Source organism: Frankia nepalensis (assembly GCF_016786325.1).
GTDB lineage: Bacteria > Actinomycetota > Actinomycetes > Frankiales > Frankiaceae > Pseudofrankia > Pseudofrankia nepalensis.
The window spans coordinates 24,876-38,818 of record NZ_JADWYU010000245.1 but is presented as its reverse complement, the minus strand read 5'-3'; the positions used below and the strand labels follow the sequence as shown (position 1 = coordinate 38,818).

Sequence of the window (13,943 nt, the reverse complement as noted above, 5' to 3'; positions counted from 1 at the left end):
GGCGCCCGGCCGGCCCGAACAGTACCAGGAGCGGTACCCGGGTACTACCGCTGGTTTCAGTCGCCCGCGGCGGGTGGCGCGTCCAGCACCGCCGCGACCGGGGTGCTGGGCAGGCCGTGGGCCTCGGCGACGGGGGCGCAGGTGACCTCGCCGGCCTGGGTGTTCAGGCCGCGGGCGAGGGCCGGGTCGCGGCGCAGCGCCTCGCGCCAGCCGTGGTCGGCCAGCGTCAGCGCGTACGGCAGGGTCGCGTTCGTCAACGCGTGGGTGGAGGTGCGCGGCACCGCGCCGGGCATGTTCGCGACGCAGTAGAACACCGCGTCGTGCACGCGGAAGGTCGGGTCGGCGTGCGTCGTCGGCCGGGTGTCCTCGAAACAGCCGCCCTGGTCGACCGAGATGTCCACGAGCACCGCGCCCGGCCGCATCCGGGCCACCAGCGCGTTGCTGACCAGCTTCGGCGCCCTGCCACCCGGGACGAGCACCGCCCCGATCACCAGGTCCGCGCCGAGCACGGCCTGCTCGATCGCGTAGGCGCTGGAGGCGACCGTGCGCACCCGGCCCTCGAACCGGGCGTCGGCGGCCCGCAGCCTGCCGAGGTCGCGGTCGAGCAGGGTCACCTCGGCGCGCATGCCGACGGCGATCGACGCGGCGCCGAGCCCCGCGACGCCCGCGCCGAGGACGACGACCCTGGCCGGGTCGACGCCGGGCACCCCGCCGAGCAGCACCCCCCGCCCGCCCGCCGCGGCCAGCAGCGCCTGCGCGCCCACCTGCGGGGCGAGCCGGCCCGCGACCTCCGACATCGGCGCGAGCAGCGGCAGCGACCGGTCCGCGAGCTCGACGGTCTCGTAGCCGATCGCGGTCACCCGCGCGTCCAGCAGCGCCCGGGTGCACGGTAGCGACGCGGCCAGGTGCAGGTAGGTGAACAGGACGAGCCCGGGGCGCAGCCGGTGGTACTCCTCCTCGACGGGCTCCTTGACCTTGAGGACCAGGTCGCCGGCCGCCCAGGTGGCGTCCGCGCCGTCGACGATCTTCGCGCCGGCGGCGGTGTACTCGGTGTCCGGGATCATCGAGCCGGTCCCGGCGCCGGCCTGGACGAACACGTCGTGGCCGTGCGTGGTCAGCTCGTGCACGCCCGCCGGGGTGGCCGCCACCCGGTACTCGTGGTTCTTCACCTCGCGGGGAATCGCGATCTTCACGTTCTGCGCTCCATCGTCGACGTCTGGCCCGCGGCGCGGGTCCGCGGGTGAGGCCCGAGTCCGCGGGCCGGCGGTACCCGGGTCGGGGCGGCTCGCTGTCCGGACGCGCCCGGGCTGGTGGCGCCGGGACCACCCGCCCCCGAAGCCCGTTCGCGAGGAAGCGGCCATTCGCCGTCTATGCCCGGCTGTGGTGGCGCAACCCGACATTCGTGCGGCCCGGGGTTACGGGGTCGTTCCGGGTCGTCACGTGGCCGTCCCGCGGTCACGCCGCGCGACGCTCCCGACATCGCGCCGCAACACGGTAACCGTTGTCGAAAAGATCATACCCTTCGGAAACGCTCGTTGAGTGAGCGAGGATCCGCGATAACCGTATGATGATTGCGACCTGGCGACGGATTGCTCGACATCCGCCCGGCCGCGCCCACGCCGGGGCGCGCCGGCGCGGGGCGGGTGCTCGCGCCGCGTCCGCGCGCCGCGGGGCCGTCCGCGAAGGCGCCGCGAGGCAGTAACCGCTGCCGCGAGGCAGTAACCGCTGAAGGGAAGTGGGCCGTGACGACCCTTTCGACCGCGACCGATCTCACCACCGACGCCGACGCGCTCCGCCGGTCGGCCGCTGCCCACCTCTGGCCGCACTTCAGCCGGCTGTCCTCGGTCGTCGCCGGGGAGCTTCCGGTCATCGTTCGCGGCGAGGGCGCGTACGTCTGGGACGCGCGTGGCCACAAGGTCCTCGACGGGCTGGCCGGCCTGTTCGTCGTCCAGGCCGGCCATGGCCGCGGAGAACTCGCCGAGGCGGCCGCCAAGCAGGCCGAGCAGCTCGCCTTCTTCCCTGTCTGGGCGCACGCCCACCCGGCGGCGATCGAGCTCGCCGAGCGGCTCGCGAACCTCACGCCCGGCGACCTCGACCGGGTGTTCTTCACCTCGGGCGGCGGCGAGGCGGTCGAGTCGGCGTGGAAGCTCGCCAAGCAGTACTACAAGCTCGTCGGCAAGCCGCTCAAGCACAAGGTGATCAGCCGGTCCATCGCCTACCACGGCACCACGCAGGGGGCACTCGCGATCACCGGCATCCCGGCGCTCAAGCAGATGTTCGAGCCGCTGGTGCCGGGCGCGTTCCGCGTCCCCAACACGAACATCTACCGGGCGCCGGAGCATGGCGACGACCCGGTGGCCTTCGGCCGCTGGGCGGCCGACCAGATCGCGGTCGCGATCGAGGCCGAGGGGCCGGACACCGTCGCCGCCGTCTTCCTGGAGCCGGTGCAGAACGCCGGCGGCTGCTTCCCGCCGCCGCCCGGCTACTTCCAGCGGGTCCGGGAGATCTGTGACGCCTACGACGTGCTGCTGGTCTCGGACGAGGTCATCTGTGGCTTCGGGCGCACCGGCGCGATGTTCGGCGCGCAGCGCTACGGCTACCAGCCCGACATCATCACCTGCGCGAAGGGGCTGACATCCGGCTACGCGCCGCTCGGCGCGATGATCGTGAGCGACCGGCTCGTCGAGCCGTTCCTGCGCGACACGACCATGTTCGCGCACGGCTACACCTTCGGCGGCCACCCGGTATCGGCGGCCGTGGGCCTGGCGAACCTGGACATCTTCGCGCGCGAGGACCTCGTCGGCCACGTCGCCCGCAACGCGCCCGCGTTCCGCGCCACCCTGGAACGGCTGCTCGACCTGCCGATCGTCGGTGACGTACGCGGGGACGGCTACTTCTACGGCATCGAGCTGGTCAAGGACAAGACGACCAAGGAGAGCTTCACCGCGGCGGAGTCGGAGCGGCTGCTGCGCGGGTTCCTGTCGGGCGCGCTCTACGACGCCGGCCTGTACTGCCGGGCCGACGACCGCGGCGACCCGGTCATCCAGCTGTCCCCGCCGCTGATCTGCGACCAGACCCACTTCGACGAGATCGAGTCCATCCTGCGCTCCGTCCTCACCGAGGCCTGGGCCGGGAACGCCCCGACCGGACAGATCACGTCGGCCGCCGCGCAACGACGGCGGCGGGGGCGACGTCTGACGGGGCGTGGAACCACGCAGGCTGGAGCATTTCCTCGCCGTCGCCGAGGAAGGCGGCTTCACTCGGGCAGCCGCCCGGCTGCACATGGTGCAGTCCGGCGTGTCCGCGTCCATCCGGTCGCTGGAGCGGGAGCTGGGCGTCGAGCTGTTCGAGCGGACGACCCAGCACGTCGCGCTGACCGAGGCCGGCCGGGCGCTGGTCCCCGAGGCCCGACGGGTGCTCGGCGCGGTCCGCCAGGCCCGCCAGGTGGTCACCGAGGTGCGCGACGGCGCGCGGGGCACGCTGTCGGTCGGGATCCCGCACAGCCTGACCCCGCGCACGGTGCTCGCCGCGCTCGCCAGTTTCCGCGCCGACCACCCGCTGGTCCAGGTCCGCCTGGCCCCGCCCGGCCAGGCCGGCTCGCCGGGGCACGCCGAGCAGCTGCGCGACGGCGAGCTCGACCTGGCCGTCGTCGCGACGACCGGCCCCCTGCCGGGCCTGCGCCTCTACCCGCTGCGGACGGAGACCATGGTGCTCGCCTGCGCCGGCGACCACCCGGTCGCGGCGCGGGAGGCGGTCACGCTCGCCGAGGCCGGCACGCTCGAGCTCCTCGAGCTCACGCCGGGCTGGGGGGCGCGGGCGGCCGTCGACCGCGCGTACGCGACCGCCGGGATCGCCCGGCGCCCGGCCCGGCTCGAGCTGAACGACGTCGCGACGATCCTCGAGCTGGTCCGCTACCGCCTCGGCGTCGCGTTCGTCCCCGGTTCGCTCGCGGAAGCGGCCGCCGACCTGCGTTTCGTGCCGGTCGAGCCACGGCCGCCGCGTTACCAGGTGGCGGTCGCCGCCAGCGTCGACCGGCCGCTGTCGACCGTCGCCGCGACGTTCCTGAGCCGCTGCCTGCGCCCGGTCCGCCCGGTGGAGATGTCGGAGCCCGCGCCGCGGGCCATCCCGATCAAACGCGGCGTCGCGGTGCCGTAGCCGTAGCCGTGGCCCGACGGTCCGCCGCGGCCCGCGCGTCCTCCCAGGTCAGCCCGGGTGCCGAGGCCGATCGTGCGCGATCAACATCGCGTAGCGTAGCGGAACGTGGACTCATCGGGTGGAGGTGGGTCACCCGTTCGCGGATGATCCGGACAACCGTCCTATCGTGCGAACATGTCTAAGGCCAACCCTCGCTGGGTCGCCCGCAACGTGGTGCGCCGCGTCCCGGCGGCCAACGCGCGCATGCCCCTGAAGGCATGGGCGAGCCTGTGGGGTGGCGCCGGCGGCCCGGGGATCGACGCGATCTCCCTCGTGAAGCGGATCGCCGACCAGGCCGGCCACCCGCTGACCGTGGTCCAGATCGGCGCGAACGACGGCGAGATGGGCGACCCGCTACACGAGGTCATCGTCGACTACGGCTGGCGCGGAGTGCTCGTCGAACCGATGCCGCACCTGTTCGCCGCGCTGCGCACCAGCTACCGGGACGCGCCGGGCATCGTGTGCGAGCGCGCCGCGATCGGCGACCGGGACGGCACGGCCACGATGTACACCGCGGCCTGGCGGCCGGGCGACCCGCTGTGGGCCATCGGCCTGAGCTCGCTGCGCCGCGAGATCATCGAGGACGCCGCGCAGCTGATCCCGGACATCATCGACCGGATCGAGGAGGTCGAGGTGCCGGTCATGCGGCTGGAGACGCTGCTGACCAAGCACGGGATCAACCACATCGACCTGCTGCAGATCGACGCCGAGGGCTTCGACTTCGAGATCCTCAAGCAGATCGACTTCTCCAGGACCTGGGCGCCCTGGCACCTGATCTACGAGGCCAGGCACCTGGGCGAGTCGCTGGCCGAGGCGCACCGGATGCTGGAGGCCGCGGGCTACACGCTCTTCCCCGCCGGCGACGACGACTACGCCTACCGCTTCTGACGACCCGCCAGCCGCCGCCATGCCCGCTCCCCGCCGCCGTCCACGAACCCGGCCGCCCGTGAGCCGGCCGCCCGTGAGCCGGCCGCCCGTGAGCCGGCCGACCGAAAGGCTGCCGACAGTGAGCCGGCGGGCCGGGAAGCCGGGCGGCCGCGACCGCGTCAGAGCGGCGCGAACTCGCGGTAGTCGTCGGATTCCGCTCTTGTCCGCCACGTTCGCGTCACCTGTGGGATGCTGATCTCGCGCGCTGGAGAGGACTCGATGGGCGACGGGCGGGACTCGGTTGATCTGGCCGACTTGTTCGGTCTGGACGGCGAGCGCATCCAGGTCGGCAGGCTGCTGGGTGCCGCGAGCCAGGGCCAGCGCTACACCCGGGTCGGTGCGCCGGGGATGGCCGTCAAGCTGTTCACCCCCGCCTACCTGTTCCGCGCGGCGCCGGACCTGCGGGCCAGGCTGACCTGGATGATCGATCATCCACCGGCTGGCCCGGCGACCGTCGGCGAGCATCACCGCGTCGCGTGGCCGCGGGAGCTGGTGGTCGACCGCGCCGGCGCGCTCGCCGGCTACACCATGCCGGCGCCACCCGAGACCGTCGAGCTACGCCAGGTCATGAGCCCGGCGCGGCGGGCGTACGCCGGCCGGGGCGCGCCAGGCTGGGTCGCCCGGTTCGACGACTGGCGGCTGCTGGTGGCGACGGCGCGCGACCTCGCCGCGACCGTCGCCGCGCTGCACGAACGTGGATACGTCGTCGGGGACCTGAACGACACCAACGTCCGGGTGACATCCGGCGGGCAGGTCGCCCTCGTCGACTGCGACACGATCCAGGTCGTCGTGGACGGGAAGGCCCACCTGTCCCCGGTCGGCCGGCCAGAGTTCACCCCCGTCGAGCTGCTGGCCCAGCGGGGCCGGCCGATGACGTCGGCGGTGGACGACTACGCGCTGGCGGTCCACTGCTTCGCGTTCCTGCTGGGCGGGCACCGGCCCTACGCGGGCACCTGGCGGGGCGGCGGGGAGCGGCCCTCCGCGCTGGAGCTGGCCCGCCGGGGCAGCTACGCCCTCGCCGGCGACGAGAAGCTCGCCCCGCCGGCCGGCCTGCCGTCCCCGGACGTCCTGCCGGCGGAGCTGCGGGTGATGTTCGACCACGCCTTCGGCCCCGCCCCCGACGGCGCGCCGCGGCGGCCGACGGCGGCGCGGTGGCGCGACGCGCTGGGCGCGCTCGCCGAGGACCTGCGCTCCTGCCCGGCCTCGCCCACCCATCACTTCCGCTCCGGCCTGGACTCCTGCCCGTGGTGCGCGCTGGACGACCTGCCGGGCCGGCCGGGAACGGAACCGGCCGCGCCCGGCGGGCCGTGGGCGCCCCCGGGCCCGCCCGGGACCCCCGCGGGCCCGCCGCCCGCCCCCGCGCCACCCGCCCCCGGGGGCGGGGCGGGGGGGGCGGGGGGGGCGGGGGGCACGGCCGTTCACCCCGTCGGCCCTGCCGACGGCGCCGGACCTACGAGCGCCGGGCCGCGATCCCCTGACCACCAGGGCCCGCGCGGCGGCGCGGCCCTCCGGGACGAGACCCTCCGGTACAAGGAACTCCGGGACGAGGCACTCCGGGACCGGGCGCCCGCCAGGGCCCGCGCGCCCGCGAAGGGCGGCCCAACCGCCGGCGAGGCGATCGCTGGCCCGCCGCTGGACGCGGCGGCTGGCCGCCGCCGGGCTCATCCTGCTGGGCGCGGTGCTGATGGTGTTCACCGTGGTCGGCGCCGTCCGGGAACACCAGCGCGGGTCGACGGAGCGGGGAGGCTCCGCCACGCCGGGGCGCGCCCGGCTCCCGGACGCCACGCCGAGCCACAGCCCACCGGCCGGCGGGCAGATCCCGGCCTGGCCCTGGGTCGGGACCTGGGAGGCCGAGCCCGACTCGCCGCTGCCCGGCTTCGGCCTGGACGTCGTCGACGCCGGGCCCTCGCTCGGCGGGGAACGCTTCACCGCCACCGAGACCTCGCCCGCCTGCCCCGTCCGGTACCGCGGCACGGCCTTCGCCCCGCCCGACCGGGCGAACGGCCCCTCACCACCCGGCCCGTCCGAGCAGCTGGTACTCGACGCCTACATACCGGCCGGGCAGGACCCGGGCGGCTGCACCCTGCTGCCCGCCCCGTCGTACTACTGGCTGGCCGGCGCCGAGCTCACCAGGTCCGGCGCCATCCGGATCCAGCTGGTGGACGCCGACGGCACCCTTGCCCGCGCGTCGGTCACCGTCCGCCCCGGCGAGACCCGCACCATCCTGCTCCGGCGGGTCTGAGCCCGCCGCCGGCCCGCCGGCCGGTCATGGCTTCGCCGGCCGCGGGCGTGACGCCTGACGGGCCGCCTTCTCCAACAGGTAGCGCCGCTCCGGTTCGCTGGCGGTGCGGTCGGCCGCCGCGCGGAAGCCGGCGCCGGCCGCCGCGTGGTCGCCGGCCATCTCGTGCAGGTGGGCCCGCACGGCGAGCAGCCGGTGGTGCGTCGCCATCCGCCGGTCCGCGCCGGCCAGCTCGTCGACCGCGGCGAGCGCCGCCGCCGGGCCGGTGACCTGGGCGAGCGCGACGGCCCGGGACAGCGCCGCCATCGGGTTCGGCGCGAGACGCACCAGCACGTCGTAGAGGCCGAGGATCTGCGGCCAGTCGGTGCTCGCCACCTCTCGAGCCTCCGCGTGCACCGCGGCGATCGCCGCCTGCACCTGGTACACCCCGACCGGCCCCACCGGCAGCGCCCGCTCCACCAGCGCGATCCCCTCGGCGATCAGCTCCTGGTCCCAGCGCGACCGGTCCTGCTCGGTGAGCGGCACCAGCCGGCCGTCGGCGCCGGTGCGCGCCGGGCGGCGGGCGTCGGTGAGCAGCATCAGCGCGAGCAGGCCCAGGACCTCCGAGTGCGCGCCGGCGTCGTCCGGCAGCAGCCGCGCCAGCCAGCGGGTCAGCCGGACCGCCTCGTCCGAGAGGTCCGGCCTGGTCAGGTCCGTGCCCGTGGTGGCCGTGTAACCCTCGTTGAAGATCAGGTAGAGGACGTGCAGGACGGCGCGCAGCCGCTCGTCGTACTCCGCGCCCGCCGCCGGCAGGCGGAACTCGGCACCCGCGGTGCGCACCGCCTGCTTGGCGCGGCTGATCCGCTGCGCCATCGTCGCCTCCGGGACGAAGAACGCGGCGGCGACCTGCGCGGTCGTCAACCCTCCGACGGCGCGCAGCGTCAGCGCCACCTGGCTCGGCGCCGACAGCGCCGGATGGCAGCACAGGAAAAGCAGTCGCAGCGAGTCGTCCCGGTCGGCGGCCCGCTCGGCGTCCGCGGCCCCGGCGACCAGCTCGCTGGCCGGGGTGGCGACGACGAGCCCCTCCTCACGCCGCCGCCGGGCCGCCTCGGACCGGATCGCGTCGATCATCCGCCGGGTGGCGACGGCGACCAGCCACCCGCGCGGGTTGTCCGGCACGCCGTCCACCGGCCAGTCGGTCGCCGCCGCCAGCAGCGCCTCCTGGACGGCGTCCTCGCACAGGTCGAACTGCGTCGGGTAGCGGCGCAACAGCCCACCGAGGACCGGCGGCGCGAGCGCGCGCAGCAGGTCCTCGACGGCCTGGCCGTCCAGCCGTCCAGCCGGCCGACCACCCCGCGGGCCGGAGGGCCCGCTGCCCGGCGGGCCGGGGAGCTGGCCGTCCGGCGGGCCGGGGAGCTGGCCGTCCGGCGGGCCGGGGAGCTGGCCGTCCGGCGGGTTGGCTCGCGGGCTGTCCGGTGGGCTGGCGGGCTGGCTGTTCCCCGGGCGGGGGAGTTGGCTGTCAGGCGGGTTGGCTCGCGGACTGGCGGGCTGGCTGTTCCCGGGGCGGGGGAGCTGACTGTCAGGCGGGCCGGCTCGCGGGCTGTCCGGTGGGCTGGCGGGCTGGTTGTCCGGCCGGACGGCCCGCGGGGTGTCCCGCGGGCCGTCCGCGCCGGAGGAGGCGGGCGGCTCGGTCACGCCACCGCCTGGTTCCGGCTGGCGCCGCCCGTCGCGGCCCTCACCGCTGGGGGGCCGGCGACTCGTGGGGGAGCGGGACCAGCTCGACGGCCTCCTTCGACGCCCACGGCACGTCCGCGGCGATCTCGATCGCCCGGGCCTCGTCGGCGACGTCGAGGATGTAGAACGAGCCCATGAACTCCTTCGTCTCCAGGTAAGGCCCGTCCGTCACCGCGGCCGCCCCGTCGCGCACCCGGATGACCTTCACCTGCGCGGACGTGCCCGACCCGTAGGCGCCGATCAGCTCGCCGGTGTCGAAGTACTTCTTGTTGAACGCCTCCTGCGCGGCGATGGCGGCCGGCCACTCCTCCGCCGGCATCGACGTCCAGGTCTCGTCGGAGCCGTAGATCGTCACCAGGTACTTCATCGCGCTCTCCCTCTGTGATCCGTTCGTGATCCATGGGCCGTCAGGGCGCTGCGAACAACATCCTCGCGCACCACCGGTCCTGGCCCCGGCGCCGCTTCTCGGCGCCGGCACCTTCTGGTCGGAGCCGAGGCGCCGCTCTCTACATCGCCGCAAGGATGTGCCGTGGATCACATGCCGACACCTGTGGGGTCCGCGAGGCTTCCCGTGGGTCGCGCTCCGCGGTCCCGGACCGCCGATCCGCGCACACTATCGGCGATCTTCGTTCCGCCCCGCCTCCGTCTGCCTGGTAGATCGTCAGGTCTGCGCGAAGTTCAGGGACAAAGCGGACGGGAATCGCCGCATGGCGCACACTTCTGGCGATTGAGGGAGTCGCCAGGCCTCCCGCGGACCAGTGATCATCGGATGTGTGCGCGGATCGGTGGTCGAGCAGCGCCAGCAAGATCCACGGGAGGGCCTTGGGTGGACCGGGCACAAGGTCCGAGTGAGCCCGCGGCCTTCTCCTCATGGGCGGACACCTCGACCGTCCCGCGGCCCTGTCATACGCCGTGGTCGCATGGTCGGCCGAATTCGCGACCACGACGTATGACACGGCGCCGAGGAAGGAGCCTGCGCCAAGGGCACGGGATGGCTCCTGGCCGGCCGGCGCGGGGGCAGGGGGGCGGAGGAAGACGCGAGTTGTCAGCCCTGGGCGGGGGGCATCGCGATGAGGACGGACTTGGTCCTTGTGTAGCCCTCGAGGACCTCGGGGCCGTTCTCGCGGCCGTGGCCGGAGCCCTTGACGCCGCCGAAGGGCATCGCCGGGTCGAGCATCGACCAGTCGTTGACCCAGACGATGCCGGCGTGCAGGCGGGAGGCCACCCGGTGGGCGCGAGCCAGGTCGGAGGTCTGCAGGCCGGCGGACAGCCCGTACGGGGTGGAGTTCGCGATCCGGACCGCCTCGTCCTCGTCGTCGAACGGCTGCACCGTCAGGACCGGGCCGAAGACCTCCTCGTGGAGCACCCGGCTCGTCGCGGGCAGGTCGGTGACGACCGTCGGCTCGACGAAGTAGCCGGCACCGGGCCGGCGCGCGCCGCCGGCCACGATCTTGCCCTCGGCCCGCGCCAGGGCCAGGTACTCCTCGACCTTGGCCAGGTGCCGCTCGCCGGCCATCGGGCCGACGACGGTGCCCGGGTCGCGCGGGTCGCCGACGGGGACGCCGGGCACCGCCTGGGCGAGGATGGCGACCACCGTCTCGTACAGCGGCCGCTCGACCAGCAGGCGCGGCCCGGCCATGCAGAACTGGCCGGTGTTGAAGACGAACGCCTTGATGACGGCGCCGATCGCGGCGTCGAGATCGGCGTCCTTGAAGACGAGGTGCGCCCCGTTGCCGCCAAGCTCCAGCGTCACCGGCTTGAGATGCTGACCGGCCACGGCGCCGACGTGCCGGCCGACCTTCGACGAGCCGGTGAAGGCGATCTTGTCGATGCCGGGGTGGCGCAGCATCGCCTCGCCGACGACCGGCCCGGTGCCGGTGACCACGTTGACCACGCCGTCGGGCACGCCGGCCTCGGTGAACAGCCGGGCCATGAACAGCGCGGACAGCGGCGTCTCGTCCGACGGCTTGTGCACGATGGTGTTCCCGGCCGCCAGCGCCGGGCCGATCTTGCTGCTCGAAAGGATGAGCGGGAAGTTGAACGGCGTGATCGCGCCGACGACGCCCACCGGCTCACGCACCGTGTAGGCGAACGCTGGGATCGGTAGGCCCCGGGTCGCGCCGTCGAGCGTCTGCGCGAGCGCGGCCCAGTACTCGTACTGCTCGACCGCGGTGGAGACGTCGACGACCCGGGCCAGGGTGATCGGCTTGCCGACGTTGTAGCTCTCCAGCTCGGCCAGCTCGTCGGCGTGCTCCTGGATCAGCTGGCTGATCCGCAGCAGCACCCGTGAGCGCTCCCGGCCGCTCATCCGCGGCCACGGACCGTTGTCGAATGCAGCCCGCGCCGCGTCGACCGCCGCGTCGACGTCCTCGGCGGCGCTGTCCGGAACGCTGGTCAGCACATGGCCGTCGGCCGGGTCGACGAGCGCGCGTCGCGGGCGCGCGCCCGCGTCCCACACCTTGCCGTTGACGTGGCAGGACTGCGCTTCGAACGTCTTCACGGCCATGAGCCCTCGTCTTTCCTGAGCAATGCCATCGTGCTCGATGATTCCCCCAGATTGTCGACAAGGACGGTTCTTGTCGAGATTCGCTCGGCACGCTCATCGCGTACCGTTTGCCGCCCGAGGCGGGGGTGGCGGCGCCCGTTCGTCGCCTGAAGGCAGCCCTCAAGGCAGCCGTCACGAGGAAGGCCCGCCCATGTCGACGTGGTCACGGACCCGCTGGCCGACGTGGCGCGGCCCGGTCCGCGTAGCGCCTCTGTTGGTGGCCGGCAGCGCCATGGCGGCGGTCCTGAACCGCCCTACCCGCGTAAGCTGGGCCAGCGTGACTGCCAAGTAGGATCTGTGCTGTAGGGCGTGGATACAGGCATCCGGCCCGAGGGCGGCAGTGTTCCGGCGTGGCGTGCGGTAACAACGTGTCTGCGGTGAACATGGCGTCGCTGGCTGGCGGCACACGGGGGCGGAACGGTGAACCTTCTCAGCGATGTCGAGCTGCACGAGCTGGCACGGGTGTATTGGCAGCAGATCAGCGTGTCCCAACTGCTGCAGCGCGCGGGCCTGGACTATCGGCGGCAGCCGCAGATCGCGGGGTCCTACACGTCAGAGGGGTACTGGCAGGCGGTCAACGAGTACCTGGAGGCGAGTCGGGACCCCGACCTGCGTGGTCGGATACTCCAATGCGCGCGCGACCAGTATCCGGCCAACACCGTGTTCAACGCGGGGCTCGCGGCCGGCCGGGTGGCCGCTGCGGCGCGTGGACGGTCCGGCGAGCGTCACCTGGAGCGAGAGTCCGTCGTGCCCCCCGCGGAGGGTTGGTTCGATCTGCCAGTACACGTGACCGTGCTGGCCCTTGATGCTGTGGGCTACAGCAGGCGCGGCATGCTGGTCCAACTAGCGGTCCGTGACGGCCTGCGCGAGATCGTCGCTACGGCACTCGCGCGGGCCGGGATTCCGCAGGACGCGGTGGAGGATCAGGACCGAGGCGACGGTTACCTCGCGATCGTCTCCGCCGCCGTTCCCAAGGCCGTGATCGTCGCCGACCTCGTCCGGGAGCTGGAGATCGCGCTGCGCGCCTACAATCGGCCCCGCGGCGATCTCGGCCGGATCCGGCTGCGGCTCGCACTGCATCAGGGTGACGTGCTGCGCGACGGAACCGGCTGGGCGGGCGACGCGGTCGTTGTTGGCGCCCGGCTGGTCGACGCACAGCAAGTGCGCGACGCGCTCGCCGACGCCCCGGACATGGACCTGGCGCTCATTGTTTCTTCCGAGTTGTTCGACGCGACGGTCCACGAGCGGCTGCGCGGCCTCGACCCGGGCCTGTTCCGCGAGGTCGAGGTGCACACAGAGAAGTTCCGCGGCAACGCGTGGCTGACGCTGCCCGGCCGCATGGCCGGGGTGGCGGCGGACGGTACCGGTTTCCAACCTACTCGGCCTAGTGGCCAGACCAGCGTAACTGTCACCGACGTTCGCTCGGACGTCGCCAAGTGGGACTTTTTCGTCTCGGCCGCCGAGGAGGACAAGGACTGGGGCTCCTGGGTCGCCTGGTATCTGGAGGAGGAGGGCTACCGCATCCACCTGGAGACGTGGGATGTCCAGGCAGGCAACTTCGACGTCGAGGTGCTCGACGACGCGGTGCGGTTCTCGACGCGGACTATCGTCGTGCTCTCACCCGCGTACCTGGAGTCGAGCAAGGTCCGCGCCGCCTGGCAGCACGCCTGGAAACGCGACCCGAACGGCCTACAGCGCACGCTGATCCCCGTCCGGGTCGAAGACTGCGAGCCGGCGGGGCTGCTGAGCGGTATCCGCTACGTCGACCTCGTCGGACTCGACGATGTCGACGCGAAGGAGATTTTCAAGCAACAGATTCGGCGGTCCGTGGAGGGACGCTACCGGCCCACCACGCCACCGCCGTACCCGGGAAAGCGCCGCTGAGCGGCGCGCCGCCACGAGACGGGGGATCGTCATGTTGATGGAGGTGCCGCTTGAGGGCGGCGGTGTCATGGTCGTCGAGGTCGCCAAGACCAACGTGCCTGGCGAGTTGGTGCTTGCGTCTGGCGGCCCCGGCTCGGTGACTGCGCGGGCCCAGCGCACTTTGCAGGAGTCGTTGGCGCATGTTCTCCCAGTCGTGCGCGCGGTGCGCGACGGACTCGTGGCCGTCGCCCCGCATGAGACGACGGTTGAGTTCGGTCTGACTGTTGGCGGCGAGACCGGGTTGGTGTTCGCGAAGGGCACCGCCGAGGTGAACTTCAAGGTCACGATGACTTGGCATCTCGCCGAGGTGCCGAGCGCCAACGGGTCGCCGGCCGGCGCGGGAACTAGTGGCGCGAACGCCTCGGCGGGCGGCACGGGAAATGCCGGCGCCTGACGACGGAC

Annotated in this window: 9 protein-coding genes and 1 pseudogene; 6 read left to right on the top strand and 4 right to left on the bottom strand. The window is 73.6% G+C overall.

Features of this window, described 5'->3' with window-relative positions:
* Window positions 1-56: 56 nt before the first annotated feature.
* Window positions 57-1,193, bottom strand: a complete 1,137-nt coding sequence (gene ald, locus I6A81_RS37940; protein WP_203005589.1) for an alanine dehydrogenase — start codon at window positions 1,191-1,193, stop codon at window positions 57-59.
* Between the two features lie 549 nt (window positions 1,194-1,742).
* On the opposite strand from ald, the pseudogene I6A81_RS37935 reads away from it, so the two are divergent.
* The 4 genes and pseudogenes from I6A81_RS37935 to I6A81_RS37920 all read left to right on the top strand — a co-directional run.
* Window positions 1,743-3,128, top strand: a pseudogene (locus tag I6A81_RS37935) (aspartate aminotransferase family protein); the annotation flags it as partial.
* A gap of 76 nt (window positions 3,129-3,204) precedes the next feature.
* Window positions 3,205-4,155 (top strand): LysR family transcriptional regulator, encoded by a 951-nt coding sequence (locus I6A81_RS37930; protein WP_307875185.1) that lies wholly within the window; start codon window positions 3,205-3,207, stop codon window positions 4,153-4,155.
* A 174-nt stretch (window positions 4,156-4,329) separates the two neighbouring features.
* Complete coding sequence (locus I6A81_RS37925; RefSeq protein ID WP_203008163.1) at window positions 4,330-5,082, top strand: FkbM family methyltransferase; 753 nt, start codon at window positions 4,330-4,332, stop codon at window positions 5,080-5,082.
* Window positions 5,083-6,799: 1,717 nt separating this feature from the next.
* Window positions 6,800-7,363: a hypothetical protein gene (locus tag I6A81_RS37920; protein ID WP_203006857.1), complete on the top strand. Its 564-nt coding sequence runs from the start codon at window positions 6,800-6,802 to the stop codon at window positions 7,361-7,363.
* 24 nt (window positions 7,364-7,387) lie between these two features.
* On the opposite strand, the gene I6A81_RS37915 is transcribed toward I6A81_RS37920, so the two are convergent.
* From I6A81_RS37915 to I6A81_RS37905, 3 genes are all read right to left on the bottom strand, one after another.
* A complete protein-coding gene (locus I6A81_RS37915; protein ID WP_203006864.1) occupies window positions 7,388-8,671 on the bottom strand; it encodes an RNA polymerase sigma factor in 1,284 nt (427 codons plus the stop codon).
* Between the two features lie 403 nt (window positions 8,672-9,074).
* On the bottom strand, window positions 9,075-9,440 hold the full coding sequence (locus I6A81_RS37910) for a YciI family protein (protein ID WP_203006858.1): 366 nt from the start codon (window positions 9,438-9,440) through the stop codon (window positions 9,075-9,077).
* 678 nt (window positions 9,441-10,118) lie between these two features.
* Window positions 10,119-11,579 (bottom strand): aldehyde dehydrogenase family protein, encoded by a 1,461-nt coding sequence (locus I6A81_RS37905; RefSeq protein WP_203006859.1) that lies wholly within the window; start codon window positions 11,577-11,579, stop codon window positions 10,119-10,121.
* Between the two features lie 459 nt (window positions 11,580-12,038).
* Between I6A81_RS37905 and I6A81_RS37900 the strand changes: the two genes are divergently transcribed.
* The gene (locus tag I6A81_RS37900) at window positions 12,039-13,502 is read left to right on the top strand and encodes a TIR domain-containing protein (RefSeq protein ID WP_203006860.1); all 1,464 of its coding nucleotides are present in this window, start codon (window positions 12,039-12,041) and stop codon (window positions 13,500-13,502) included.
* A gap of 37 nt (window positions 13,503-13,539) precedes the next feature.
* Entirely contained in the window at window positions 13,540-13,935 is a 396-nt protein-coding gene (locus I6A81_RS37895) for a CU044_2847 family protein (RefSeq protein ID WP_203006861.1), read from the top strand.
* Window positions 13,936-13,943 lie beyond the last annotated feature (8 nt).